Source organism: Bacillus sp. CCB-MMP212 (assembly GCF_022748145.1).
Lineage (GTDB): Bacteria > Bacillota > Bacilli > Bacillales > Bacillaceae_G > Bacillus_A > Bacillus_A cereus.
The window spans coordinates 125,399-149,921 of the sequence record NZ_JALDQE010000008.1 but is presented as its reverse complement, the minus strand read 5'-3'; the positions used below and the strand labels follow the sequence as shown (position 1 = coordinate 149,921).

The window sequence follows — 24,523 nt, the reverse complement described above, 5'->3', positions numbered from 1 at the left end:
CATAATAAAATTTAAACATATTTAAATCGTAAAAAGGAAATTGATCTTTTTAACAAATGGTCCATTTCCTTTTTATATTTTATCGCATCTTTTTTCAAAACATAGTGACTTTATTTAATAGAAAATATAAAGCTTCTGTATAAAACATAAAGCTTTATATATTTCCCCCTTTATAACTCATTTAGACAATTCATTTAATATATGTTTATTCATATAATTTCCACTCACAAAATAATAATTACGCGCCAATAAAAGCAAAACCTTTAAAAAATAAGGAAAGTCCTTCTCGTCATTTACTGTTACAGTTAACTCCTTAATCTCATCCCAATTTGAACGATTACGTATTTCACAAGTAATACGAGGGATATCTTCATAAAAATATTTAATATCAAAACTAATATTCATATTAGAATTAACATCTTCTATATATAAGCTAATTTCGGATTGATAATGCAAAGTAGTAAGAAAAGATTCTAAAATAGTAATAAAAGCCGAAACTAAATCAAAAAAGGCTTCTATATCACCTATTTTAGGAATTTGATAATTATGTTCCATTTTATTCCTAATCTTATTAAATCTAGAAAGAGAAAAAGAATTAAAAACACCAATATCTTTAAAAAATTTAAGTTTTTGATCTAAACTTAAATTTTTCTTCCTAAATACCTTTATCTTCAAGACATATAAACATGTATCTAATTGACAATCGATTGCCCTTCTCAAATGAGAAACACAATTTATCAAATGTATATGATTAATATTTGTATCATCTTTCTTTAAGTGCAAAAGTTCGTGTTCTGCAAATTGTAAATAATCTCGTGCAAATAAATCAAAATCAGGAAATTCAAAATTACTTCCACCTGCTGAATCCATTATTAAATCGGTGAAATTTTCTAATAAAAACTCTCTTAATTGTTCAGACCTGCTAATAGTAGTAATTTCAAACATAAATTATCTCCTTTATTAAAAAATATACAAGTGTTATTCAAAAAAACGTCGCCACCACGAATCATTCTTGATACTTTCAAATTGATATTTTGTTTCTTGTACTTCTTTTATAATTCTAATCTTCTTTTAATTTATTTCCTATGTTTCTTCTCAATTAATTTGTTTATTTTGAAGTTCTGCAACAGTCTTCCATAAATCCGTAATTTCTTGCTTCTGATCTGCTATTACCTTCATAACTAAAATAAACTTATTAATCATTTGTTGAAACTTTTCTCAAATCTTTATTTGCATAATCATCCCTTTGGCTTCGCATCGTTGTTGCAGTTTCTTCTTTAACATCAATATTCCTTGCATTCATCCGGGATAAATCCTCTTCTATTTCCATTACAGTTAAATTGCGATGGAAATCCTTCTCAATAAATCGATCGCTATTAATAACGAGCTGTTGATTCTGGCTATTCAATTCTTTTGCTATTTGAGAAATAGTAAATAATTTTCAATCCATTATTGTACTTTTTTCTCATATTAAATTTTATTCTTTTTTTACAAATCCTTTTATAATTAAAACTTCTTTCTTTTGTTTTTCTTCTATATAACATTCAAGATATAATTCTCTAATCAAACTTGTTAAATCTAACACTTCATATTTCCTCACAGAATATACCAATAAAAATGTAGACTTTATAGATGATAATACACAACTAGTAATAAAATAAAAACAACACATAATAACGGCAATTTCTATAAAAATAAAATTTAACATAAAAATATGTCCACTATTAGTAATATCAATTTTAGCATCTCTAAAATTAAATACTGTTTGAATATAATAAGTGCATAGAGGAATTAATATGCTTATAAGTACAGATAAACGAGATATATTAAACCGATTTTGATATTCTTTTTCTAAAACATCCATAAATACCTTTAAGTGTTCCTCATTATAAAATCCTTTTTCTTGAAAATGTTGACGTAATGTGAATACTTTTTCATCTCTAAGCGATTTTAAGTCGTTTAAAGTCATTAAAAATTTTGTATCTGCAACAAATAAAACGCATTTAGAGACTTTTTGTTTAAAAGTTAGACCTTTAAAATGTCCTAATCGTCCTTCAATTCTATATATTAAACAAACAAAAGAGATAAAAGTTATAATTGCTAAGATTGTTATTACTACATAATATTTAAATCCATGTTGACCTAAAATTATTGTAAAAAAAAGTAAAATAATTAATAATAAACAAATTAAAGCATATACTTTTTCTTTAATAAATAATTTAGAATTACTAATGTTATCTTCATAAAAATTTAGTAACTGTTGTAAATGCGTTTCCATCGTATAACCTCCTCAATATATTTACTAACCTATTTTACCATTAAACATAATGTTAAGATTATATAATATATAAAACTTAAATTATTTCATAGTCGAATTATACACTGTATTAATAAAAATCAATTTCGCTACCTCTCCCTTTCCAAAGACATCTTTTACACATTTATACAGGGAGTTAAACTTAAAAGTCACACATAAATCAATTAATCTCGTTACAGCACTTCTCAAGCAGGCTTCTCACGGAACCCAAAAAACCAAGATCGGCAAAGCCGAGTGAATGTTCTTTAAGAGCATTTTTCCCTTGTGGGATTTCGGATTCCTGGATGCTTCGCATCACAAATCTGTCAAAAAACATACTTCTTTTCAATTTACTTAAACACCGAGAATTACTAATTCTTCGTCAAAATACAGTTCATAAAGGAAAATTAGTCCGCAGACAAGAAATAAAAACGGATGCGCCCGAGTAGCAAGATAGCAATCACCGATGAAATTAAAAGTACATCTGAACAGATTGAAAAATCCACAACAAAAACTAATAAAGCAAAAGTAAACAACATATAGATTTGAATTATATTTCTCAACAACTCAAATTACTTAACGTGGTAAAATACTAATCGAGTTGGCACCCAATACCATATTACGCTAGTGCCAGTCGCAGTAAGGCACCTTTGGGTGTCCTTTCTTTTGTTTGAAACACATTTTGGCAAAATATTGTTGTGGTAATAAAATTTAAGGAGGCTTTCTATTATGTTTTCAAAAAAACAAAAATTATTAACAGTAATTACAACATTAACATTAGGGTGCGGATTTACTTTTGGCTTAACACCTGCTTCTGCGGATACTGCCAATAACACTTCTCCAATTAAGGAGGAACAGGTACGAATACAAATACCTTTCACGGGCTATGTTATTTCAGCAGACGATAATTACTTAATTGTTGCTGATACTTTTACGAAAGAAGAAGCACTTTATTATCAGAATAATTGGTGGGAGCTAGTTTCCCAAAATAAAATTTTAAGAGTACCTGTATCCAATGGTGAAAACTACAAATTAGGTGAAAAATTAAACGTATACGCTGCTGCTTTGACTTACTCTTTACCACCAATCGCTATAATGCCAACAATTGAAAAAGTAGTTGATTAAATACCGCTTAGCTAATAAAAGAAACATTGCCCTAATTAGAGCAATGTTTCTTTTCCTCATTTGACATTAGAAATTGAAATGGATGAGAACAGATTTGGAACGCTATTCTCAAAAGCTAATGTAAAGGAAGGGATGAGTTCATGTATTCTTTCTTGCATTGATTTCTTATTTACTTCTCCAAGTTCGTTCAAAAGTTCATTCTCTTCTGAAGACTCATCTCCATTGATTAACATCCTTAACATATCTGAGTTAATGATCTCATGAGGCGAATGAACTAGCCCATTCATCATTATATATTTTTGGAGCTTGGATGAATTACCCTCATTCGCTTGCTTTACAGCTTGTTTAAGATATAAATCAAAATATTTCTGTGCAAATTTCACACCTTTTAGTGGAACGGCTCCTACATGTTCAACACCTTTCCAACGTAAATCCGCAATTGAACTCAGCCACCATGCCGGCTCAATAGCTTGTTGCATACGTTGCAACACCTTGCGTTCGAATCCAGGTTTATGAGTAGAATGTTCTTTTAAACAAGTATCTAACATTTCAGCTTCAATGGCGGCTACGGTCATCCCTTGTCCGTAAATGGGATCAAAGTTACAAAAAGCATCACCTAACACTAATAATCCAGATGGCCAATTTTCCATTTGTTCAAAATGTTGACGAGTTGATTCATGTGCTCTAAATCCTCTTGGGACACTAATTGGTTCTAACTCTTTAATTAACTCCCTCATCATAGGGGTAACTAATGAGTCCAGTTCTTTTTCATATTCTTTTGAATTGGTTGGTGGATAGTGCATACCTCCAGCAACAAATAGTAGCGCTTGAGCTATGTTATCTTCAATATATAATAACCCTACAGCACCAACTTTTTTAGCAGGATCGCCTTCAGAAATTGCACTCAATTTCTCTTTGATATGTGAAGGTACTTTATAATATCTCGTACTATATCCAAAATTCACCTTTAAACGTTCTGGTTCTGGAACATCATATCCCATAGATGTAAGCCATTTATTGAGTTTAGATTGACGACCACATGTGTCAACTACCAAATCGGTTAACACAGTTCGCTTTGTTTTTAATTCGTCTCGTTCTTGAATATGAATCCCAATAACACGCTTGTGATCAGACGAAGCTAAAAGGCCTGTCACCGCTTGCTTTGAATAAAAATGTACATTAGGAATTTCTTGCACACGTTGGCGGATTGTCCATTCTAACAATGCTCGACTGCTCGCTGCACCTTTACGTTCTATAACTAGTTCAAGTGCCCCATACGTAGAAAATCGAATCATTTTATCATTCTTAACATTATGGGCCCCTAGATTTAATAAATCATCAACATATCCAGGAAAAAAGCGGTTCATAATTATTTCTCCGCGTGGTAATACACGATGAGGATGAAAGTCTTGGGGTGTACCTGGACGTTCAGATGGTTTTTGAGGTAACTCATCTTTTTCAACAACTATCACTGTCTCAAAATAACTGGAAAGCACGCGTGCAGTAAGTAAGCCTGCAATACCAGCTCCAATCACAAGTGCCTTTTCTCTTTTTTGCTGTTGATATGGTAATTGACTATCCATCAATAATCTCTCCTCTTTCTAAAAAGTATGTTTGTTCAGCATGAATCTATTAAAACTTTTCCAGAAATCAGAATAAACAAATGATGATTCTTCATTATATTAGTAAGGAGCCCGTTGATATAATAGTTCATATGGGGAAACAAAAACAGATACATTTCAAAACACTACATTCCCCCCACAAGTGAGAAATAATTAACGTGACTAGTAGAATTGTAGTATCTGATAGCACTGGTCTTGAATAGTTTGTTTTTCGGTTATCAATGTGTCAGTAAACCCAGCACATTTATCATTATACTTTCAAACTCAGTTCTCTTAAAATATATATGTTTATATTTTTTAGATATATGATTTTATATCCTTCTGAAAGCCCAATAGACAAATGCCAGTATCATTCCATTACAGAATTCATCCTAAAATAGTAATCTGTTGAAAAACTCACTTTAACGAACAGGTGCTTTAATTAAATACCTTTATTATCTCTGCAAAGGATTACAATTTTAAATACGTTTTTCAATCCTTTGAATTTAATAAAACAATTCATTTAAATAATAAGATTTTACTGCATGATAGGATACCTAAAGCGCTGTTGGTATTTCGTTTCATTATGCCCCTATTGGGATCTGCCTCCATCATTCATATTATTAAAATTACGTTAGTCCAAGTCAGAAAAAGTACACTTAAATGAGTATCTTTTTAACAAAATTCAAGTTCATATAACCTGTATAAATGCCCACCGCTTATAATAAGTTTTTTTAATACTGCTTTATTCCCCCTTTAATATTTTTTATAATTTGCACCTTAAATGTATCACTTTTATTACCCTTTTAAATATTTAGGGTTTTTAGAAATATTTATTTGATTTTTAGTAATATTAGGATTCTATTTTATCAAATACAAACTAGAGGGTTTGAGAGAAGTATGTAATAATGCATAATAAATCAATCAGATATTATGATATACTTTCAAAGAGCTGATACAAAATTTCTTTAGATTGGAAAACTAAAGTCTTATCTACCTATTTGTGGGGACGCCTTATGGCGTCTTTTCTTTTTATTATAAAAACCCCTAAGCATTTATATGCTTAAGGGTTTATCAATTGAAAGGTAGAGCTGTTTGGAATTCTTTAAATTAAGAACAAAGTGGGATTACTCCTAAACCAATTAATAAAGCTGCAGCAAAAGCTGGAATTGGCGCAGGAATCTCGATACCTTCTACAACTAAAAAGTATTGTCCATTTACTACTTTAAAACAAACTAATTGCATGGATAATCCTCCCTTCTGTTAGGATTAATACATTATATTAAATAATCTAATTATCGATATAATTAAATGGTTTGTTTTTTAGAAAATGGGTAATCAATATTCCAGGGAAGCACATTAAATGATCTTTCCCTTATTTTCAAAAGGACCTGCTCAAGTCATACGTCAAAACATAAGGTAGAGTGAACCCATTAAAACACATGGAATGACCCCTAGTCTTTTTCTCTTATCTAAAGGAGGAACTATTATTATGGGATATGGTGGTAGTTGCGGCGAAGGCTGCGGTTTTGCTGGAGGCTTTGCTTTACTCGTTGTACTCTTTATACTATTAATCATTATCGGATGCAGTTGCTTCTGCTAAAAAACTGTTAGAAAAGGCATCTTAGAGTGTCTTTTCTTTATGCGTAAGAACCTCGCCATCTTATGGAAATGGCGAGGTTCTTATCTATATTATTTATTATCTTGTTCCAGATTTTTATAAATTTATTACTTTTATCTTTATTTACTCATAAAATATCCAATTGTATAGATAATCCATAAGTGGACCGGGTAGAAAATATAAAACATATATTTTGTGAATGCATTATTTAAACCACGTTCCCCGTTATATAAGAAGAAGAACGGTAAAGCAAATACCATCATCCATTGGTTATTAAAACCAAACAAACCCATGTCTGTAAAAATTTCTTCCGCCATAAGTAACGATGGGACATCCATTAATGAAAATAATACATATGTGATAATTAACCATTTTTTCTTTTCTTTAAAGACATAAAAGATTAATGTCATGAAGACGCCTATAAAACTTGCTTCTGTAAATATTCCTAATGTACCCACAATAATTGTAGCTGGAATTCCGAGTAAATAGTTTTTTGTACGTTTCATATAATCAATGGAACATAATAATACTATCCCAAACCCAAGTGATAAGAAAATATTATTTGATAATCCCGTCTCTGTCGGAAAGATATATTGAATAGTCGCTGAACCAGCAAACATAATTGCTGCCCACATAAATACACGTGTAGCATACTTTGTACGACTTCTTGTGTAAAAGAATCCTTCCACTACAAAATAGAAGAAAATTGGTGCCACAATACGTCCTGGATGATGCATCCACATTGGCATACCTGGAATGTAAGTATATACATGATCAATGACCATAAGGATCATTGCAAAAATCTTTAATTGAAAAGCATTTAATCTCATAAAAATATAAAACCTCCACTTTATATATTACTCAAATACTATTAGTCCTTTAGGAGAACTATATTGTTTCTTAAATCAACGATATACTTATATAAAGTTTCTATAGTAAGAGCATCTCTTATTTATCCAAGGGGTTCTTTTTCATGAAAAGAACCCCTTGAAAAGTATAATTTCAGGTATACTTTCTATGTTATTTTTAGATCAAGCACCTATATTATTAGAAACATGCATTGTTAATTCATAAGTTTTTTCAAATAACTTCGTCGAATGATGAAAAAGCTTATAACAAATAGCAATAAAAATATTCCTACGCCTATTGCTGTGACTCCATAAAGTGCTGATGAAAAATGGTTACGCATTGCAAGCATTATTCCACATAGAAGAATAGATGCAAGTGTAAACGGGACAAAAATTAAAGTTGCCAACTCCTTAGTCACAACAGCAACTAATTCTTTCACAGAAAAGCCAAGTTTTCGGATTCCTGCATATTTTTCTTTTTCTCCTTCAAATGACGTTTGCAGATAGAAATAAAGAATACTCATTGCCGCGCTCAAGAAGATAAGGCTCAACATGAAACCGATAAAGAATAGAAGACTCACTGTCGTTTTTTCAATCTCGTAAAAATTAATTTTAGAAGAAATTAGGCGCTCATTTGGTATTGTTGAAATTTTGGAAAGAATCGTTTCGGACAAGTCGAGCTTTTCTGTCCAATTATCAATTTCATAAGCAAATACTTTAAATACAGGATAGTCAATAGTTTCATAAACAGCATCTGGGACGATATAGTACATCTTTTGGAAACCTGAAGTTAAAATATTTCGTTTCTCAAGGCCCGCATATTTAAGTTTTCCTAACGGGTAGTCACGAATAAATTCTATACTTGGAAGAGCATAGTTATTTCCTGCTGCAACATAGTATTCATCATCCTTTAGTGAAATTGTCTTATGAAAACCAAGGGCATTATAATTTGAAACTGACATAAAGCCAATATTATGATTTTTATCTGTTTTAAATGCAGAATAATATGCATCGTATTTACCTTGTTTTGCTAATGCATTTTCAATAAATGAAATATCTTTCTTTTCAACTTCCGGTGCATTACCTGAGAGTGAGATATATTCAAAGCTGTACGGATCTATTGATTCTGCTCTCGTATTTATATTGTAATAGGAACTGTACAGTACATTTGTACATAAAAATACACCTAGCAACAAGATTGTTAATAAATAGATAAGATGGGAATGTGAGCGACCTTTGGCCTTTATGTTCGAAACGTAAAGCATATTTGTTTTTTTGTAATACGACGGTCGTTTTTGTAATACATGAATCGATACAAACATTCCCTGCGTGATAATAAAATATATGGCTAATAGCGAACTAACAAATAGTAAAATGTAATGGATGGTTCCAGATGATTCAACCCAATTCATTTCTAATATGAGCGATAGTGCTAAGAATACGCTGGTAATTACTGATAGTAACAACTTCCATGGTGCAGGCACAATTAATTTTTCCTGTGTTACATCTGCTTTTAACAGATGTACAGCTTCTTCTTTGTTAATAAAACGTGTGATAAATTTAGAAACGATACAGAATAAAATTGCAAATAAAATAATAGTTAATGCGATAGCTTGTATTGGTATATACATACCAAAGCTATTCACTTGTAACACCCTTTTGGTAACCATTAAAAACAACGGGGCAATTACAAGCCCAAGCACAATCGCTTTTATAATCGCTACACTAGCAATAAGCATATTTTCTCTGAACACCATCTTACGCACTTGCTTCATAGATGCTCCAGTAATCATAAAAATGCCAAGACTTTTTGTTTTCTTTTTCAAAAACGAAAACATCGAATAAATGATGAAAACGAATGAAAAAATATATACAATACAGCTCGTAAGTATCATTACAAGGCTAAGTGTGCTTCCTGTTTGAATGCTCGCTAACATAGGATGAAATGCTACAATCGAAAATAAGAAAAATATCAAAATAGAAAATACACTGCTCAAAAAATAAGAAATATATGTCCATTTATCGCGCAAAATGTTTTGAAGGACAATATGATTAAAACTCATGCTGTCCACCACCTAAAAATGTAAGTGTGTCCATAATTTCTTGATAAAACTTCTGTTTATTATTACCTCGATGCACCTCATTATAAAGAATACCGTCTTTTATAAAGATTACGCGATGTGCAAAACTAGCAACATAGGCATCATGTGTCACCATTAAAATAGCTGTGTTAAAGTTCTTGTTAATTGACTCAAACAATGTCATAACATCATTTACCGCTTTAGAATCTAGGTTTCCAGTTGGTTCATCAGCTAATAATAACCCTGGTTCATGAATAACAGCTCGAGCAATTGCCACACGCTGTTTCTGTCCACCTGAAATTTCAAATGTACGTTTATTTAAAATTTCTTTAATACCTAAAAAATTTGCAACTTTCTCTAAACGTTTGCTCATTTCTTTAGCTTCTACAGAATCAAGTACCAAAGGTAATAAAATATTTTCCTCTACTGTTAAGGTATGAACAAGGTTAAAGTCTTGAAAGACAAACCCTAATTCTTTGCGACGAAACTTCGCTAGTTCATTATCATTTAATTCATAAGGATTTTTTGAATTAATTGTAACTGAGCCATTAGTTGGGCTATCGATCGTTGAAATGCAATTAAGAAAAGTTGTTTTTCCACTACCAGAAGGCCCCATTACCGCAACAAACTCATTCATGTTTAAATTAAAATCAATACCTTTCAATGCTTGATAGGAAATTTCTCCTGTATATACTTTTTGAAGCTCTTTTACATTTAAAATGGTGTTTGACATCAGTACCTCACTCCTTTGTATCTTTCAGTATTTGATTATAGATGGGCCTTTTACTTCTTAACATCTTTCAACGTGACAGCAATATGACAAAATTGTCACATTCAAAACGGCTACCTTATTTGGTAGCCGTTTCTATACTTCTTGAGAGGTCTATTGTAAATATTGTTTCATTATCTTTAGAATATAGATGGTATGGATGATTTAATGTAGTAAGAATACTTTTTACTAAATAGAGACCGATACCAGTTGCTTCTCCTTTTGTACGTCCTTTCGTTCCCGTGTAAAATAATTCAAAAACACGTTTTATTTCACTTTCAGGTATCGTTTCTCCTTTATTTTTAATAAGTAACTGCCCATTTTCATAGTGGATTATAATGGATGAGTATTTTTCTCCATATTTAACAGCGTTACTTAATAACTGGTAAACTACAACCTTTAGCCATTTACGATCTGAATAGAGAAATATCTGCTCAGGTATAGTGCTCTTAGGAAAGATTTCTTCCTCAATAAAATAATCCCTTAAATCATTAATAACTTCCTGCACAATATGTTTTAACGGAATTGGTTCTATTTTTAAATCTGCTAATAATTTAGTAGAGCGACTATACGTTAGTAACTGATTTAAAGAGAAGTTTAGTTTATCGCACTCAACTTTTACTTTTTGCCATTCTGCAAGGGAATTTGGTTCCTTAAACTGATTAGATTGTATAAGCAGTTGAATGACAGAAAGTGGCGTTTTCATTTGATGAACAGCATGAGAAATCATTAATTGCTGATTATGTAAAGAACTCTTATATTCCTCTTCTTTTGATAGAAATAAGGATTGAATATATTGCAACTGAGATGCGTATGCTTTTTCGTATGAAGCTATTGGCTGATAAATCATAAGACTGTCCGTATGGATGTTCTTGTTCTCAATATGTGCATACATTTTTTTACGGCGTAAGTAACGACAAAAAAGTAGTATGATTAATAGAGAGAAGGCTAGAAATATAAAATAGGTATAATGATTTTCAAAACCATCTAATCGATGAATCATAATTGGTAAGCTAATAAATGTAATGATATACAAAATGATAAAGCTCATATGGTCTTTTAAAAATAACTTCATGTGAGTTTCTCCGTTAATTGATAGCCAATTCCTCGTATAGTTTTAATTTCTAAAGTAGAATGAATGGCTTCTAATTTCTTTCGTACTCTTGCAATATTTACTGTTAAGGTATTTTCCTCAACAAATTCTTCCTCATCCCAAATGGCTGTAAGTAGTTGCTGTCTTGTTACAACATTAGGATACGCTTCAAAGAACATTGTACATAGCTGGAGTTCTTTTATTGTTAATAGCTCCTCCTGATTAGGTGTGCATAATCGTACAGTATCCAGGTTTAAAGCTGTATTTCCTATTTTTATAATTTTCCCCTGTACATTTCTTGCATATTCGCCATATATACGACGAATTTGTCCATTAATTTTTGCAAGTATCACTCCTAATAAAAAAGGCTTAGTAATGAAATCATCCGCCCCATTTTCAATGCCATACACTTGATCTGCCTCACTCATACGAGCAGAGAGAATCACAATAGGACAATTTGATATTTGTCTTATTTTACGGGACCAATAATAACCATCAAAAGCAGGAAGGGTAACATCCATTATGACAAGGTGGGGTTGAAAGTCTTGAAAAATTTCTAATACCTTTTGAAAATCTTCTACAACGAGGCAATGATATCCATATTTTTTAAGATGGTTTTTTAGCGTATATGCTATATTCATTTCATCTTCAACAATCAATAATTTATACATTTCATCCTCCGATTTATTTATTAACTTTGTCTCATACCTTAATTTTAAACCATTATTGCTTTTGCTCAAAATGAGGGCAGTCTTATACTATATGGAGTGGCACCAAATGTCCATCAACTTAAAGGTTTTATAACACCAAAAAATGGGCTTTTTTAATACAAGTTAGCAGAAAATTTCGTTTTGGGGGTATTTGTTTTTCTTAGCTTGATGTGCATGGGGTACCGCCACATCAAGCTAACAGAACAAAATACACCCTAAAATAAAAAACGCCATCCTTTCCTATGATTCTACAGAAAGAATAGCGTATTTTTTCTTTTTATGGATACATTTTTTAGCTCGATAGCGATGTCGTGTTACCTCAAATATAATTATTTTATTTGAAAGTCTCTTTTAAATTTGTTTCAAATCTCTTTATAGGTTGGTATACAAGAACGTGTAATGATAAACCTATCACTGCAGTAATGTTTAAAATAATACTTATAATCATTAAAGATCCTTCTATAACTGGAGAAAAGTATCCATTCGTACTTAACGTAGAAGAACTTATACCAAGTAGTAAAATGACTATTAGTAAAGGTAAGTTTTTAATCAATTTGAATCCCCCTTTAAATTTAATATATTTATATTATTATATAACAAAGTAGTTTATGTAATTAATATAAGATAGTTATCTATGGGCAATTTCACATGTTTTTTTGTTACAAATTAGCACGAAATTTCGTTCTGGAGTACTATAAAATTTCAGCTTGATGGCGATGTGGTTCTATCCCATCCCTATCAAGCAAAGAAATTCATTGTACCCCAAAACAAAAAAAGATGAAAAAATAATAAAAAGCTTATCATTAAGTGCTAAAAGATAAGCTTTTTTTATCTATACTTATTAAATTTTATTTGATTTCTTCCATGCTAATACTGTAATAAGATATTGAATACCAAATAGGAAAGCGAAAAATATAATAAATCTTGCTATTACTGCTAACCAACCAAATCTTCAGGGAAGTAATATTTGTATGTAGTTGCACCTATTGCGGCAAAACAAAAAATAAAGGTATTACTCATTTTTTCGTTTAATTGTTCTTTATTATTAATATCTGTTTCATAAATACCAGTCAAAATAGATTTAATAAAAAAGAATATCATATAAAAAATTATAATAGCTAATGAAACAGCCCATTCTAAAAATGGACGGTGTAGATATGCTCCTCTTATTTTGAACTACCCCCACTTTCACTTCGTTTAGAAGTGAGGGATTCCTAAGTAAAGAGTTCTATCGAACTTTAATTGATTAGGCTAACCCCGCAGTCCTTGCGGTTAGAAGCTTTATCGCTTCATTCTTTAGATTGATACTTGCGTTAATATCCCTATCATGGTTTGTACGACAAGAAGGACAGTCCCATTCACGTAGGTTTAGATTTTTAACGTCTTTATTTTGATATCCACAACAAGAACATAATTGGCTGGAAGCAAATGTTTTCGATACGACAATGACTTGTTTGCCATACCAGTTTGCTTTGTATTCTAACATGGATCGAAATTGTAACCAAGATACCTCACTAATTGCTTTGGCTAACTTATGATTCTTTAACATATTCGATACTTGCAAATCCTCTATACCGATAACATCGTGGTTTTTGATGATTTCAGTTGAAATTTTGTCCAAGTAATCTTTTCTAGCATTTGACATATATTCATGAATTCTAGCTACCTTTACTCGTTGTTTATTCCAGCGAGAAGATCCTTTCATTCTTCTAGAAAGAACACGCTGTGCTTTCGCCAACTTATCTTCTAATGATCGAAAAAACTTCGGATTTTCATAGTGTGTTCCATCTGACAAAATAGCGAAATCTTTTAGTCCTACATCTATTCCAATGTAAGAACTTGTTTTCGGAAGTTCTTGTACTTCTGTTTCAACTAATAGTGACACAAAATATCTACCAGAAGGGTTCCGTCTAACCGTAGCATTTACAATACGCCCCTCTACTTCGCGACTTTTGGCAAATCGAACAAGGCCTAGTTTCGGCAACTTTATTTTGTTCCCTACAACGGCAATGTTTTCATTTGTTTGTTTTGTGGTATAAGATTGTACGTTGTTCTTCTTAGATTTAAAGCTCGGTGCGCTGTTTTGTTTTTTGAAAAAGCGCGTATAGGCATCCGCAAGGTTGCGAACAGATGACTGAATCGCAATACTATCCACTTCTTTTAGCCAAACCAGCTCTTTCTTCATGGCAGGTAGTTTGGCAGAGCATATACCATAGGTCAAGCCTTTCCCTGTCTCTTTGTATGCGTGATCCCATAAGGCTAGGAAATGATTGAATACAAAGCGAGAACACCCAATCGTTTTGTTGATTAGAATTGCTTGTGCTTGATTTGGATAGATACGAAACTTATAGGCTTTATTCATCATTATTTAATTCACCTCCATTTCGGTATATGACTATTATACACCAAACGTACATTCGATAGGTAGTGGAGTAATACTTTCTGTATGTCGAACAAGGGATGGCTTCCTGCCATCCCTTGTTCGAAGCCAATTCATCTCCTGGACTATGACCCTTCACGCTCCTTGAGGAAGGAGTCTTCTTGGCTAAAATGATAAATTAGAACTATTTGTTCAAGAGATTCAAAGTTACTGTACTTATCACCCAATTAATTCTGCAATCTAACCTTTTCATCTACTAAGTTCTTTTACTAAGGAATAGAATCTAAAAAAGAAATAGAAATGAACCTTTTTTATTATTTCGTTCATCTTTTTTTCGTTTTAGGAGAGATTTTGTTTTTTAGCTTGCTAACAATGTGGAGATATCCTAGGTTAAAAAATCCCTTTAGTTACTGCATATTAGCAACAACCTTTTGAAATTGAGATTACTGCGATGTATAATTATCATAAAATCTAAGGAGTTATATATATGGATAATATAAAAATAATAGCTGAGGTTCTGAGTATAGGATTACAAATTGGTTTATTTTCAAAAACTGAAATAATTGATTGGGCTGATCAGACAATTGAAGCATTAGATAGCCCTTCTATTGAAATTATAGAAGTTTCTCTATCTAGTAATGATAAGTTGGTTGACATCGTACCTAAATTAAAAAACGTAAAAGGAACGTATGATAAAAAATTACCCGTAAAAATAATACTGGGGCTGTTATGGGATAAATTTATCCTAAATGAAGAAAATGTATTGAAAATAAAACCATTTATATCTAATTTGATACATAATAATTGCTGTGAGGGATTCAGTTATGTAGATGAACAGCTATATAATTTTAATGAGGACATTAATTTAGCAGCAGATAATATATATGGGAATCTAGAAGATATTAGTCAAGAATTAAAAAGCTTTCTATTTCCTTATAAAGACTTTAGTAATTACTTCAGTTTTTGGGAAACTTGAAAAATATTAAATTGATGGTAATAGATCATTCGGAAATGTATTCCTATAAAATAGTAGTTTTATCGTTTTCCGATAGAAGACTCCTTCCTCAAAAATGTGAAGGTGTGAAACACTAATTTTAGGTGGGAGATGAATGTCGGTTGGCATAAGCCAACATATTTGCTATCATTTACTTGTACAGATTGCTCTTCGAAAACTGAAGATATGAGGTTGGTTGCAGAAAAACGTTGCAACCGTAAAATCTTCAACGTTCTATCTCCCCACGCTTCTCAAAATTGCGAAAACCAAGCTAAAGTAGGTAGTGTGGTGAGTCAGCGTACAAGATACTTATGTTCTCACCGTAGGGAATGCGGGTAGAGCCTGCTAAGATAACTGATGGATACATCGGTGTTCGCAGGAATCTCCCACTTCAAACAGTCCGTTAGGACGTTAAGTGGTGAGTAGTTCAATATTACAGCTATCCTACAAAGTGGTTTATCTGTTCATAAAAAAGAAGAACTCATTACATATAATACCGAAATTTATTTTCGTGCTTTAAACCTCACTCCTATAGAATAGCTAGTACAAATAGTTGAACTCTTAAAAAGAGATTAAAAAAATAAATAGTAAGACCAATTTTCAACCACCCTTTACAGGTAATCTTTTACTTTTTCTACTTCACATATACAAAGGCTTCATTTGTCGTAATATAGTATATCCCCCCTTTTCATTCATGATTCTTTACTTCTTTTCTCTCTCTTACCAATGAATATGGTATATAATTGAGCACCTTCCAAAACTGTTTTTCTTCCAGATTACGAGTAAAATCCCCTCAAGATATCTCAAAAGTAGGATAATTATTTAATATTCCTATACTCTCCAACATACAACAATATACATCGTAAAATATATTTTACGATGTATTAAAAAAAAGGAAATCGTCATCAGTTTTCTCGCCCATATATTTATGAGAATCTTTACCATTCACGATAAACTCCTCAATTTTAAAACAGTTCTTTTAATTGTATACTATACGTTTTTGTCACTTTCCCCATAAATTGGCCAAAAAACACTTCTTTTTGTAGATGATTACCTAATTATTCAACGGAGTCGAAAGCATACGTTGGCCGCAAACTAAAAAGGAATAAGTTGATCAAAACGGCCATCTTATGCTTCTTGTTACAATTTTAAACATAGAGTATACAAATTTATTACACTTACTTTTCTTCACCGCTTGCTTGCATGGAATTAAACGTTCAATTTAATTTCAATGCATCTCCCTGAAATACATTTTGGTCTTCACCGCTATCTACGAATGTGAACATTACATAAAATGTATCATCATCACCTGGAGTAAATCCACTTCCTTCTCGATCTACAATACCTTTCTTTACAAGGTCAGGAATACTTCTATTTTTCGTAGCTACCTTTAATTCAGATAATGTAGAATAGTACGTTTTTGCTTTACTCGTTGTACTCTTTATACTTTTAATCATTATTGGATGCAGTTGCTTCTGCTAAAAAACTATGGGAAAAGACACTCTTATTTGGGTGTCTTTTCTTTATTTCTCAATATAAGAGCTATAAAAATATGCTATGATTTTAATAGAAATTCCCTTGTGTGCAATGAGATAGTAATACCCAACAAAAACCCACCTATTTCCGTAGGTGGGCCTTATCTTTATTACACAATCCAAATTATACTCTGATTTTCCCATCAACTTTATGCAATTATACATATCTGAAAAAAATACACCGAATGAATTTTATATATAGTAAAATAATAAACGTGGATACATTCTATAAAGCAGATTCTTTTGAAAGGCGTAACATACCAATCATTATAGAAGGTGTCGCGTCACTCTAATACTGATCTCAAATCTCTTGTACTTTGTAAACTAACAATCTGGTGTATATAGACGATTCTGTTTTATAGGGTGTGTTTACACGTATAACAAAGGGATAATACGGATAAGTTTATACTAAATGAACGTGGTTCAAGTCACAGGAAGGCACCTTAGGGTGTCTTTTTTTGTACATAATAAAAGCCTCACCATCCTATGGAAACGGTAATTCCTTTAAAACAAATAACAATTGCAACTATATTAATTTTACATTACATTAAAGGTTAGAGAAAACTCTTATAATAATACAGTGCTAAATAGTAGGTGAGAAAATGGAATTTAACGATTTGGGTATTACCATTAAAGAACTTAGAATAAAAAAAAACATATCACAATCCGAATTGTGTCATGGAATATGTTCACAAAGTCAAATTAGCAAGATCGAAAAAGGTGTGATTTATCCATCTAGCATATTGTTATATCAATTATCTGAAAGACTTGGTATTGATCCAAATAATATATTTGCACTAACTCAAAACAAAAAAATTAAATATGTAGAAAATGTAAAATATGTAATAAAAGATTGCTTAAAACAAAAACAATATAAAGAACTTTATGAAATAGTAAAAAAGGAGAAAAACTTAAATAACTTTCAAACAAATGAAGAGAAACAATTTCTAATATGGCATGAAGCAATTGCTATATTTGAGGTAAATAGATCAACCAAAACTGCTTTAACTCTTTTAAATCATGCATTAAAACTAACTTTAACCAATTCTAATTTTTTATCAGAAAGAGAAATAGATATTATGCAGACAATGGCTATATTTCATGGAGAAAATAAAGAATATGAAAAAAGCATTACTATATTAAGAAGATGTTTAACTAATTTTAATAAGTTAAATTTTCCTAGAGATAAAGAAATTAAACTAAAAATCATTTTAAATTTAGCAAAATCTTTGGCCTTCACATATCAACATGAAGAGGCAATAAAATACATTGATAAGGGCATCAAATTAGCAATTAATCTAAATACTTTATACCTATTAGGTGAACTATTCTATTTAAAAGGTCGGTTTTTATTAAAGATTAAACAACACAATGTAGAAGATGTTGTTTATAACTGGAAAAAAGCATTATTTATATTTGAACTAACAGAAAAAGAATATTATACAAAACTGATACCAGATAAACTTATTGAAATACAAAATAAAAAACACTCATAATTTCGTAAAAACTACTTAAAAAGCCCACAGGAAAAGTTCCCGTAGGCTTTACATTTATAAACATATTATTATTTTTTATAAAACCGCATCTCCAATTATTAGATAACTATCTAATCCATTGGGAATGCGGTTCACTTAGGTCATTAATGTTTCAGCTATCTTCTTTATTTGAAAATTACATCTACCATACTAATTTAATATTATATTCCTGAAGCCAACCATTAACTTGAAGTAAATAATCTATTATACCTCGGGCATCATTACCTGAAATTACTTCGTCTTTTCCTTCTGCAATAGCACGAACTCTTTCTACATTAATTAATGGCAATATAGGTGATTCAGGATTGTTCAACACATGTAACATCCAATCACTAATACCTTGTAGATAAGAGGCATCCTTTGTGCTTGGATATGCACTTTTTTTGCGATAACGTACATCTTCTGGAAGTACATTTTCAAAAGCTCGACGTAAAATACCTTTTTCAATATTGTCTATGCTTTTCATTTCGAACGGGACATTCCATAAGTATTCTACAAGCCGGTAATCACAAAATGGAACTCGTACTTCAAAGCCATTCATCATACTTGTGCGATCTTTTCGTTCTAACATAAATGGCAAGAAACGAGTAATAAACATGTAAGACATTTGACGTTGCTTCATTTGCAGATCACTTTCACCTTCTAAAAAGGGAACCTCAGCAACCGCATCTTCAAATTTTTGTTTTTGATATTTTTCAGGGCTAATCTTCGCTTTAAAATCCTCTGATAAAATTTCTGTACTATACCATAAATTAACACTCCAAGGGAATATCTCTGCATCTAGAAACTTCTCTTGATGAAACCATGGATATCCTGAGAATACTTCATCTGCGGATTCGCCTGAAAGTGCAACTGTTGCGTCTTTCTTCATTTCCTTAAATAGCAAATAAAGAGACGTTTCTAGTTCTCCAACTCCAGGTAGATCACGTGCTCGCATTGGAGTTAATAAATACTCTATTAAACTATCTGATCCTAACTCTATAGAATGATGCTTTGTTCCTACATATTCAGCCACACGTTTCACCCAAGGTTCATCACGATCAAAACGAAGGAAGTCTTGCTCAAAGTCCTTTTCATCATTGATGAAATTCAGGGAATATGTATGAAGGCGTTCCCCTTTATTCCCAAATTCATTTCCTGCTAAACCTGTTAAACCACTGGAATCTAAACCTCCGGAAAGCATAGATACCACTGGTTTATCAGCAATTAACTGCCGTTTAACCGTATCTTGTAAAATGGAGCGGATTGTCTCGACTGTTGTATCAATATCATCTACATGTTTTTTACTTTCAAGTTTCCAATATTGTGTCGTATTCGAACCATTAGAGGTAAACGTCATATAATGGCCAGCACGCACTTCATGTATATCCTTGAAAATAGCATGACCAGGAGTACGTGTTGGTCCAAGACAGAAAATTTCAGAAAGTCCCTCTTTATCTACCTCTGCATCTACAAGTGGATGTGAAAGTAAAACTTTTAACTCTGAACCAAAGAGAACTGCACTTCCCCTTTGAGCAAAAAATAAAGGCTTCACACCTAGATGATCACGACCAAGCATCAATTTCCCAAATCTTTCATCCCAAATACCAAAAGCAAAAATCCCATTTAAGTGTTGAACACAATCTTCTTGCCATTCTAAGTAAGCGTGTAGTAATACCTCTGTATCCGACTTGGTCTGAAATTCATGACCTTTCTCCTCAAGTTCTTTACGTAATTCTTGATAGTTATAAATTTCTCCATTGAACGTAAGGCCAATCGTATTATTTCCATCTTTATACAGCATAGGTTGAAGGCCACCTTCAGGATCAATGACGATGAGACGTCGATGACCTAATGCCGCTCGTTTTGAAAACCAATGCCCCTCTGCGTCAGGTCCTCGGTGAATGATAGCATCTGTCATTTTTTTTAACGTTTCTTGTTCATTAGACAGGTCTTTAGACCAGTCTATCCACCCTGCAATTCCACACATAGTGTCTACCTTCTCTCAAATAGTATAGAAACCGACTAAAATCAAATATCAGTCGGTTTTCCGTAAAAAAATCCGACTAAAAACATCTTTTAGTCATGTTTATATAATAAAATGAATTGAATAAAAAATCAAATAATTCAATCAAGAAAGAAATCACTGTCCCCTTTCACTTGAATTCTCATCGTCCGATTAAAAATTTATTACCTTAAACTTTCATTTTCATCCTAAGTGATACAGTTGCATTCTATTATAGTTATATACTAGAAATAAGAATGGTGTATGTTATTCTATAAGAAGCAAATAGAGGACTTTCTATTAGGATTTACAAAATTAGAAATGAACTAATACAGAATGTAAAGACAGAAAACTTCGCTAAATATTTCAAGGATAGGGTGTAGACAATGATCAAATTAGAAAAAGAAAATAAAAAAATGAAAATCATTCAATCTGCCACAATACTGTTCTCTACGCGTGGTGTCCGTAACACAACGGTTGATGAAATTGCAAAGACAGCTAAAGTTGGTAAAGGTACTATTTATTATTACTATACAGATAAAACTGAAATATTATGCGACTGCTATATGCGTCATATTCAGCTTAAGCGCTCACAATTATTTAATTTATATAAAGAAGAAAAAGATGTTTTACTTCGAATACAAAAAATTCTTCATTATATCAGCCTAGAATATCATCAAGATCCATTTGTTTCTACACTCTTTCAAGAATATAAAGAGTACCATTCACCTGAAATTACAACTTGTTTTAAACAATCTGAAGAAGAAGCAATTAACATGATAAGTAATTTACTTGAAAAAGGTTATCAGCAAGGAGCTTTGCATAAGGTCCCATTACCGCTTACAGCTTTTATGTTAGTACGAATGATTTTTAACTACGAACAGGATTATATAAAAGATGATAAAAGTGATACAGAATTTCTGCAGTTGCTAAAACATATGCTTCTTAAAAACTAGTTTTAACCACATACAAAAAATAAGTGCGGTGCAATTATATGAAGAAGAACGTGAATAATGGCGGTTTTTTATGAGTTCTTTTCACTCTAGACAAACATACGAAATATCCAACGCTTATGTAAAAATGAATGAAAAAATCATATAAATTTTTCTGAAATTAGAAAGCCTATACTTAAATCTACAATAAAATAGCCCAGTAAAAAGAGCGTGTTTCATCTATCTAAACACGCTCTTACAAATATTTAAACCCTATATGATTTGCTTATTCCATTCTGATTTTCTTTTAACTCATACATATCTTTTTATATTCGATTATCATGCCAGAAGTTTATTGGAAAATGATTATTCTCATCATAAGCTTCAAATTCATACCCTTTTTCTTTTAATCCTTTTATAATTGCTGGAACTGCCACGACAGATTGTGGATGAATATCGTGCATTAAAACAATTTCTTTTGAAGACGTCGCACCTGCTAAGACATTTTGAACAATTTTTGCAGCTGCTACATCAACAGGTAATTTATTGTATTTCCAATCTAAAGAATCAATTGTCCAATCCCATACTTTTAATCTATTTCCGACCACTTCATTTCGAAGTGATTCATTTAATCCAGGCATTGATCCATATGGTGGACGTGTTAATTTTGGTATGTTTCCAATAACATTTCTAATTAAAGATTGATCTTCTTTCATTTCCTTCACATATTCCTGATTGGTGTATAACTTTTTAAAATCATGTGTCATACTATGCATGCCCACATAATGGTTTTCTACATGCTCTCGTTTCACTAAATCTGGGAACCTTTTCACATTAGCGCCAATTAAAAAGAATGTTGCTTTCACATCATTTTTCTTTAATACATCTAATAGATTAGCTGTATATTTTCCTGGTCCATCATCAAAAGTTAAATATGCAACTTTTCTTTCTTTACCATCAAAACGATTAGGTATCGATTTTTTCAATTCATTTTTAGGTAGACTGCTCACTTGTTGAACACTATTTGCCTCTTCCGCATTTACCAGCTTAGGATTCGTAATAGATTGAAACATGTAATACCCTATTGCTACTAAAGTAATAGCCAACAATACACTTATAATTCTCTTTTTCTTAAGCTTAATTTTCATATTATAATCTTCTTTCTATCAAATCATTCCACTTTATGTCGTTTAGTTTTATTATCCTATTAGCTTATTAAGTTTTTTAACTTAACCAATCTCAATTTTGGACTAATCATTTTAATAATCTATATAGGTGAAAATTAGTGCCCTGCACTAGCGTTCATGGCATTTCCTATAATAGTTAGAACAACTGGAAATAATACTGGTCCTAAGGTAAGGACAATGTTTAAAAGTATAATAAAACTATATAGTAAGCTGTAATTTTTACTATTACGGTTTTCCAATACTAGGATGACTAATGTTATTATAGTAATTAAATGTAGTAATAAAATTATCAACCAATAATACATCATTATAGTAAGATTCCACTTTCCTAATAGTTGGTATGTTACCCCTATTATTATCCCTAATATAGTAGCATTAAAGGAAATAAACAAAGTTCTTTTTAGTATTTTAGGAAATGTTTTGTGATCCACAGTTTTATTATATAAACCTATTAAAATGCCCAAAGATAGATATGCCAGTAATAGCCCTACCCAATTCCAGATCCAATCTTGATCCCCCATTAAATTAAACAAAAGCGAAAGAATCCCTCCTACTGCAAGAATTGAGGAGATCACAATACTATTTAAAGCTGATTTCATACTATTTTCACTTCCTTAAAAATTTTACAATACAGCATTGAAGTCTACTCTTAAGTTGTCCTTTACTTATTAGAATCCTTTTCATTAAAAATCTTGTATGGAAATCCCATCATACAACCCGGTCATCATACCTATTAGCATATACGGAGAATGGGTAGGCCCAGCAAAAATTACATGTACATGATCCCATACCATAATTTTCAAACTAAACGAAACTCCACCAAATCCTACTCCACATTGTAGATATACAAATAGAGGATGCGATCCATCAACTTTTATTTGTATATCAATTTTTTAGACGAGTAGCAACTACTGCATTACCTTAAAATACATGCTTTGATTTTTCATCATTAATAAAATAGCACATTTGATTCTTATTAACTTATGTTCCTCCTTCTTCTATTGCTTTACTATAACCAGCTGTATATTCAAAAATAGTAGCCCCTTTGTTTCTAAGTAAATCTTTTTCCCACTTTTTCGCAGCTGCTGCCATATGTACATATGATGTTTTAAAATTAATCATAATTTATTATAATTAAGTATATATTAACAATATATTAAGTATAAGTAAATAAAATTAATAATAATTTAATTCCATTTACTTATTTAAAGGGGATTACATATATGAACGATATTAATGTTGGTCACAAAATTAGGGCATTTAGAAAAGGTGCCGGATTAACCAGTAAGCGTTTAGCAGAGTTAGCTGATATAACACCTTCCATGTTAAGTCAGATTGAAAAAGGAATCACAAATCCTTCATTACAAACACTAAAATTAATTTCTGTAGCATTAAATATTCCATTGTTTAATTTTTTCTTAGAGGATACCAATACAGAAGAATTAGTTGTACGAGCTAACCAAAGGAAAAAAATAACTTTTCCTGAAAGCGGCAATGTTTCGTATGAGCTATTATCTCCTAATTTAGATGGAGCACTAGAATTGGCTTTAATGAATCTGTTACCTCAAACTGCTTCATCTATGGAGCCTGTGGCACATAAAGGGGAAGAAATAGCATTTATTATGGAAGGACAAGTGAAACTATATCTAAATGATGCGGTTTTACTTCTCAATACAGGTGATAGTGTTAAAATCCCACCTTATGCAAAGCATAAATGGGAAAACACTTCTTTAAACAAAGTCACTGTTATATTTGGAGTAACTCCACCATCTTTTTAATTTCAAATACTAGCGAAGAAAAGTTAGAGAAAATAATTCTCTAACTTTTCTTGT

22 protein-coding genes and 3 pseudogenes are annotated in these 24,523 nt (G+C 31.4%); 7 read left to right on the top strand and 18 right to left on the bottom strand.

Features of this window, described 5'->3' with window-relative positions; all coding sequences use genetic code 11:
- Positions 1-177 precede the first annotated feature (177 nt).
- From MRP26_RS21705 to MRP26_RS21695, 3 genes are all read right to left on the bottom strand, one after another.
- Positions 178-945: a hypothetical protein gene (locus MRP26_RS21705; RefSeq protein ID WP_242806909.1), complete on the bottom strand. Its 768-nt coding sequence runs from the start codon at positions 943-945 to the stop codon at positions 178-180.
- 250 nt (positions 946-1,195) lie between these two features.
- Positions 1,196-1,408 (bottom strand): hypothetical protein, encoded by a 213-nt coding sequence (locus MRP26_RS21700; protein WP_242806907.1) that lies wholly within the window; start codon positions 1,406-1,408, stop codon positions 1,196-1,198.
- A 69-nt stretch (positions 1,409-1,477) separates the two neighbouring features.
- On the bottom strand, positions 1,478-2,278 hold the full coding sequence (locus MRP26_RS21695; protein ID WP_242806905.1) for a hypothetical protein: 801 nt from the start codon (positions 2,276-2,278) through the stop codon (positions 1,478-1,480).
- Between the two features lie 747 nt (positions 2,279-3,025).
- Between MRP26_RS21695 and MRP26_RS21690 the strand changes: the two genes are divergently transcribed.
- A complete protein-coding gene (locus tag MRP26_RS21690) occupies positions 3,026-3,421 on the top strand; it encodes a DUF3221 domain-containing protein (protein WP_242806903.1) in 396 nt (131 codons plus the stop codon).
- 56 nt (positions 3,422-3,477) lie between these two features.
- Here the strand turns inward: MRP26_RS21690 and MRP26_RS21685 are convergent, their stop codons facing one another.
- Both MRP26_RS21685 and MRP26_RS30810 read right to left on the bottom strand, forming a co-directional pair.
- A complete protein-coding gene (locus tag MRP26_RS21685) occupies positions 3,478-5,004 on the bottom strand; it encodes an FAD dependent oxidoreductase (protein ID WP_242806901.1) in 1,527 nt (508 codons plus the stop codon).
- A 1,128-nt stretch (positions 5,005-6,132) separates the two neighbouring features.
- Positions 6,133-6,267, bottom strand: coding sequence for a hypothetical protein (locus tag MRP26_RS30810; RefSeq protein ID WP_001177696.1), 135 nt, complete (start codon positions 6,265-6,267; stop codon positions 6,133-6,135).
- Positions 6,268-6,514: 247 nt separating this feature from the next.
- Here MRP26_RS30810 and MRP26_RS21680 point away from each other — a divergent pair, with 247 nt between their 5' ends.
- On the top strand, positions 6,515-6,625 hold the full coding sequence (locus MRP26_RS21680) for a YjcZ family sporulation protein (protein ID WP_000540371.1): 111 nt from the start codon (positions 6,515-6,517) through the stop codon (positions 6,623-6,625).
- A 137-nt stretch (positions 6,626-6,762) separates the two neighbouring features.
- On the opposite strand, the gene MRP26_RS21675 is transcribed toward MRP26_RS21680, so the two are convergent.
- From MRP26_RS21675 to tnpB, 8 genes and pseudogenes are all read right to left on the bottom strand, one after another.
- Positions 6,763-7,473: a TraX family protein gene (locus tag MRP26_RS21675; RefSeq protein WP_242806899.1), complete on the bottom strand. Its 711-nt coding sequence runs from the start codon at positions 7,471-7,473 to the stop codon at positions 6,763-6,765.
- A gap of 233 nt (positions 7,474-7,706) precedes the next feature.
- Positions 7,707-9,554: an FtsX-like permease family protein gene (locus MRP26_RS21670; RefSeq protein WP_242806898.1), complete on the bottom strand. Its 1,848-nt coding sequence runs from the start codon at positions 9,552-9,554 to the stop codon at positions 7,707-7,709.
- Positions 9,544-10,305 carry an ABC transporter ATP-binding protein gene (locus MRP26_RS21665; protein WP_242806897.1) on the bottom strand — a complete coding sequence of 254 codons (762 nt, stop codon included), beginning with the start codon at positions 10,303-10,305 and terminating at the stop codon, positions 9,544-9,546. Before MRP26_RS21665 ends, MRP26_RS21670 begins: the two co-directional genes overlap by 11 nt.
- Positions 10,306-10,420: 115 nt before the next feature.
- The gene (locus tag MRP26_RS21660) at positions 10,421-11,416 is read right to left on the bottom strand and encodes a sensor histidine kinase (RefSeq protein ID WP_060852663.1); all 996 of its coding nucleotides are present in this window, start codon (positions 11,414-11,416) and stop codon (positions 10,421-10,423) included.
- Complete coding sequence (locus tag MRP26_RS21655) at positions 11,413-12,105, bottom strand: response regulator transcription factor (protein ID WP_000277462.1); 693 nt, start codon at positions 12,103-12,105, stop codon at positions 11,413-11,415. Before MRP26_RS21655 ends, MRP26_RS21660 begins: the two co-directional genes overlap by 4 nt.
- 373 nt (positions 12,106-12,478) lie before the next feature.
- The gene (locus tag MRP26_RS21650) at positions 12,479-12,697 is read right to left on the bottom strand and encodes a hypothetical protein (protein WP_242806896.1); all 219 of its coding nucleotides are present in this window, start codon (positions 12,695-12,697) and stop codon (positions 12,479-12,481) included.
- A 288-nt stretch (positions 12,698-12,985) separates the two neighbouring features.
- Positions 12,986-13,314, bottom strand: a pseudogene (locus MRP26_RS21645) (hypothetical protein).
- 76 nt (positions 13,315-13,390) lie between these two features.
- Positions 13,391-14,509 (bottom strand): IS200/IS605 family element RNA-guided endonuclease TnpB, encoded by a 1,119-nt coding sequence (tnpB, locus tag MRP26_RS21640; protein ID WP_242806895.1) that lies wholly within the window; start codon positions 14,507-14,509, stop codon positions 13,391-13,393.
- Positions 14,510-15,011: 502 nt separating this feature from the next.
- Here tnpB and MRP26_RS21635 point away from each other — a divergent pair.
- Positions 15,012-15,500 (top strand): hypothetical protein, encoded by a 489-nt coding sequence (locus tag MRP26_RS21635; protein ID WP_016083074.1) that lies wholly within the window; start codon positions 15,012-15,014, stop codon positions 15,498-15,500.
- A gap of 1,235 nt (positions 15,501-16,735) precedes the next feature.
- Here the strand turns inward: MRP26_RS21635 and MRP26_RS21630 are convergent.
- A pseudogene (locus MRP26_RS21630) lies at positions 16,736-16,927 on the bottom strand (TasA family protein); the annotation flags it as partial.
- Positions 16,928-16,937: 10 nt separating this feature from the next.
- Here MRP26_RS21630 and MRP26_RS21625 point away from each other — a divergent pair.
- Together MRP26_RS21625 and MRP26_RS21620 are read left to right on the top strand one after the other, a co-directional pair.
- Positions 16,938-17,000: pseudogene (locus MRP26_RS21625) on the top strand (YjcZ family sporulation protein); the annotation flags it as partial.
- Between the two features lie 655 nt (positions 17,001-17,655).
- On the top strand, positions 17,656-18,549 hold the full coding sequence (locus MRP26_RS21620; RefSeq protein WP_242806894.1) for a helix-turn-helix domain-containing protein: 894 nt from the start codon (positions 17,656-17,658) through the stop codon (positions 18,547-18,549).
- Between the two features lie 181 nt (positions 18,550-18,730).
- Here MRP26_RS21620 and asnB read toward each other — a convergent pair whose 3' ends face one another.
- Positions 18,731-20,557, bottom strand: a complete 1,827-nt coding sequence (gene asnB, locus MRP26_RS21615; protein WP_063549749.1) for an asparagine synthase (glutamine-hydrolyzing) — start codon at positions 20,555-20,557, stop codon at positions 18,731-18,733.
- Between the two features lie 401 nt (positions 20,558-20,958).
- Between asnB and MRP26_RS21610 the strand changes: the two genes are divergently transcribed.
- Positions 20,959-21,528, top strand: a complete 570-nt coding sequence (locus MRP26_RS21610; protein WP_000593069.1) for a TetR/AcrR family transcriptional regulator — start codon at positions 20,959-20,961, stop codon at positions 21,526-21,528.
- A 302-nt stretch (positions 21,529-21,830) separates the two neighbouring features.
- Here the strand turns inward: MRP26_RS21610 and MRP26_RS21605 are convergent, their stop codons facing one another.
- From MRP26_RS21605 to MRP26_RS21595, 3 genes are all read right to left on the bottom strand, one after another.
- Positions 21,831-22,652 (bottom strand): peptidoglycan-N-acetylglucosamine deacetylase, encoded by an 822-nt coding sequence (locus tag MRP26_RS21605; protein ID WP_242806893.1) that lies wholly within the window; start codon positions 22,650-22,652, stop codon positions 21,831-21,833.
- Between the two features lie 134 nt (positions 22,653-22,786).
- Complete coding sequence (locus MRP26_RS21600) at positions 22,787-23,290, bottom strand: DUF3902 family protein (protein ID WP_242806892.1); 504 nt, start codon at positions 23,288-23,290, stop codon at positions 22,787-22,789.
- A gap of 382 nt (positions 23,291-23,672) precedes the next feature.
- A complete protein-coding gene (locus MRP26_RS21595) occupies positions 23,673-23,813 on the bottom strand; it encodes a serine dehydratase (RefSeq protein ID WP_098855337.1) in 141 nt (46 codons plus the stop codon).
- A 101-nt stretch (positions 23,814-23,914) separates the two neighbouring features.
- On the opposite strand from MRP26_RS21595, the gene MRP26_RS21590 reads away from it, so the two are divergent.
- On the top strand, positions 23,915-24,469 hold the full coding sequence (locus MRP26_RS21590; protein WP_242806890.1) for a helix-turn-helix domain-containing protein: 555 nt from the start codon (positions 23,915-23,917) through the stop codon (positions 24,467-24,469).
- The last annotated feature ends 54 nt before the right edge of the window (positions 24,470-24,523 follow it).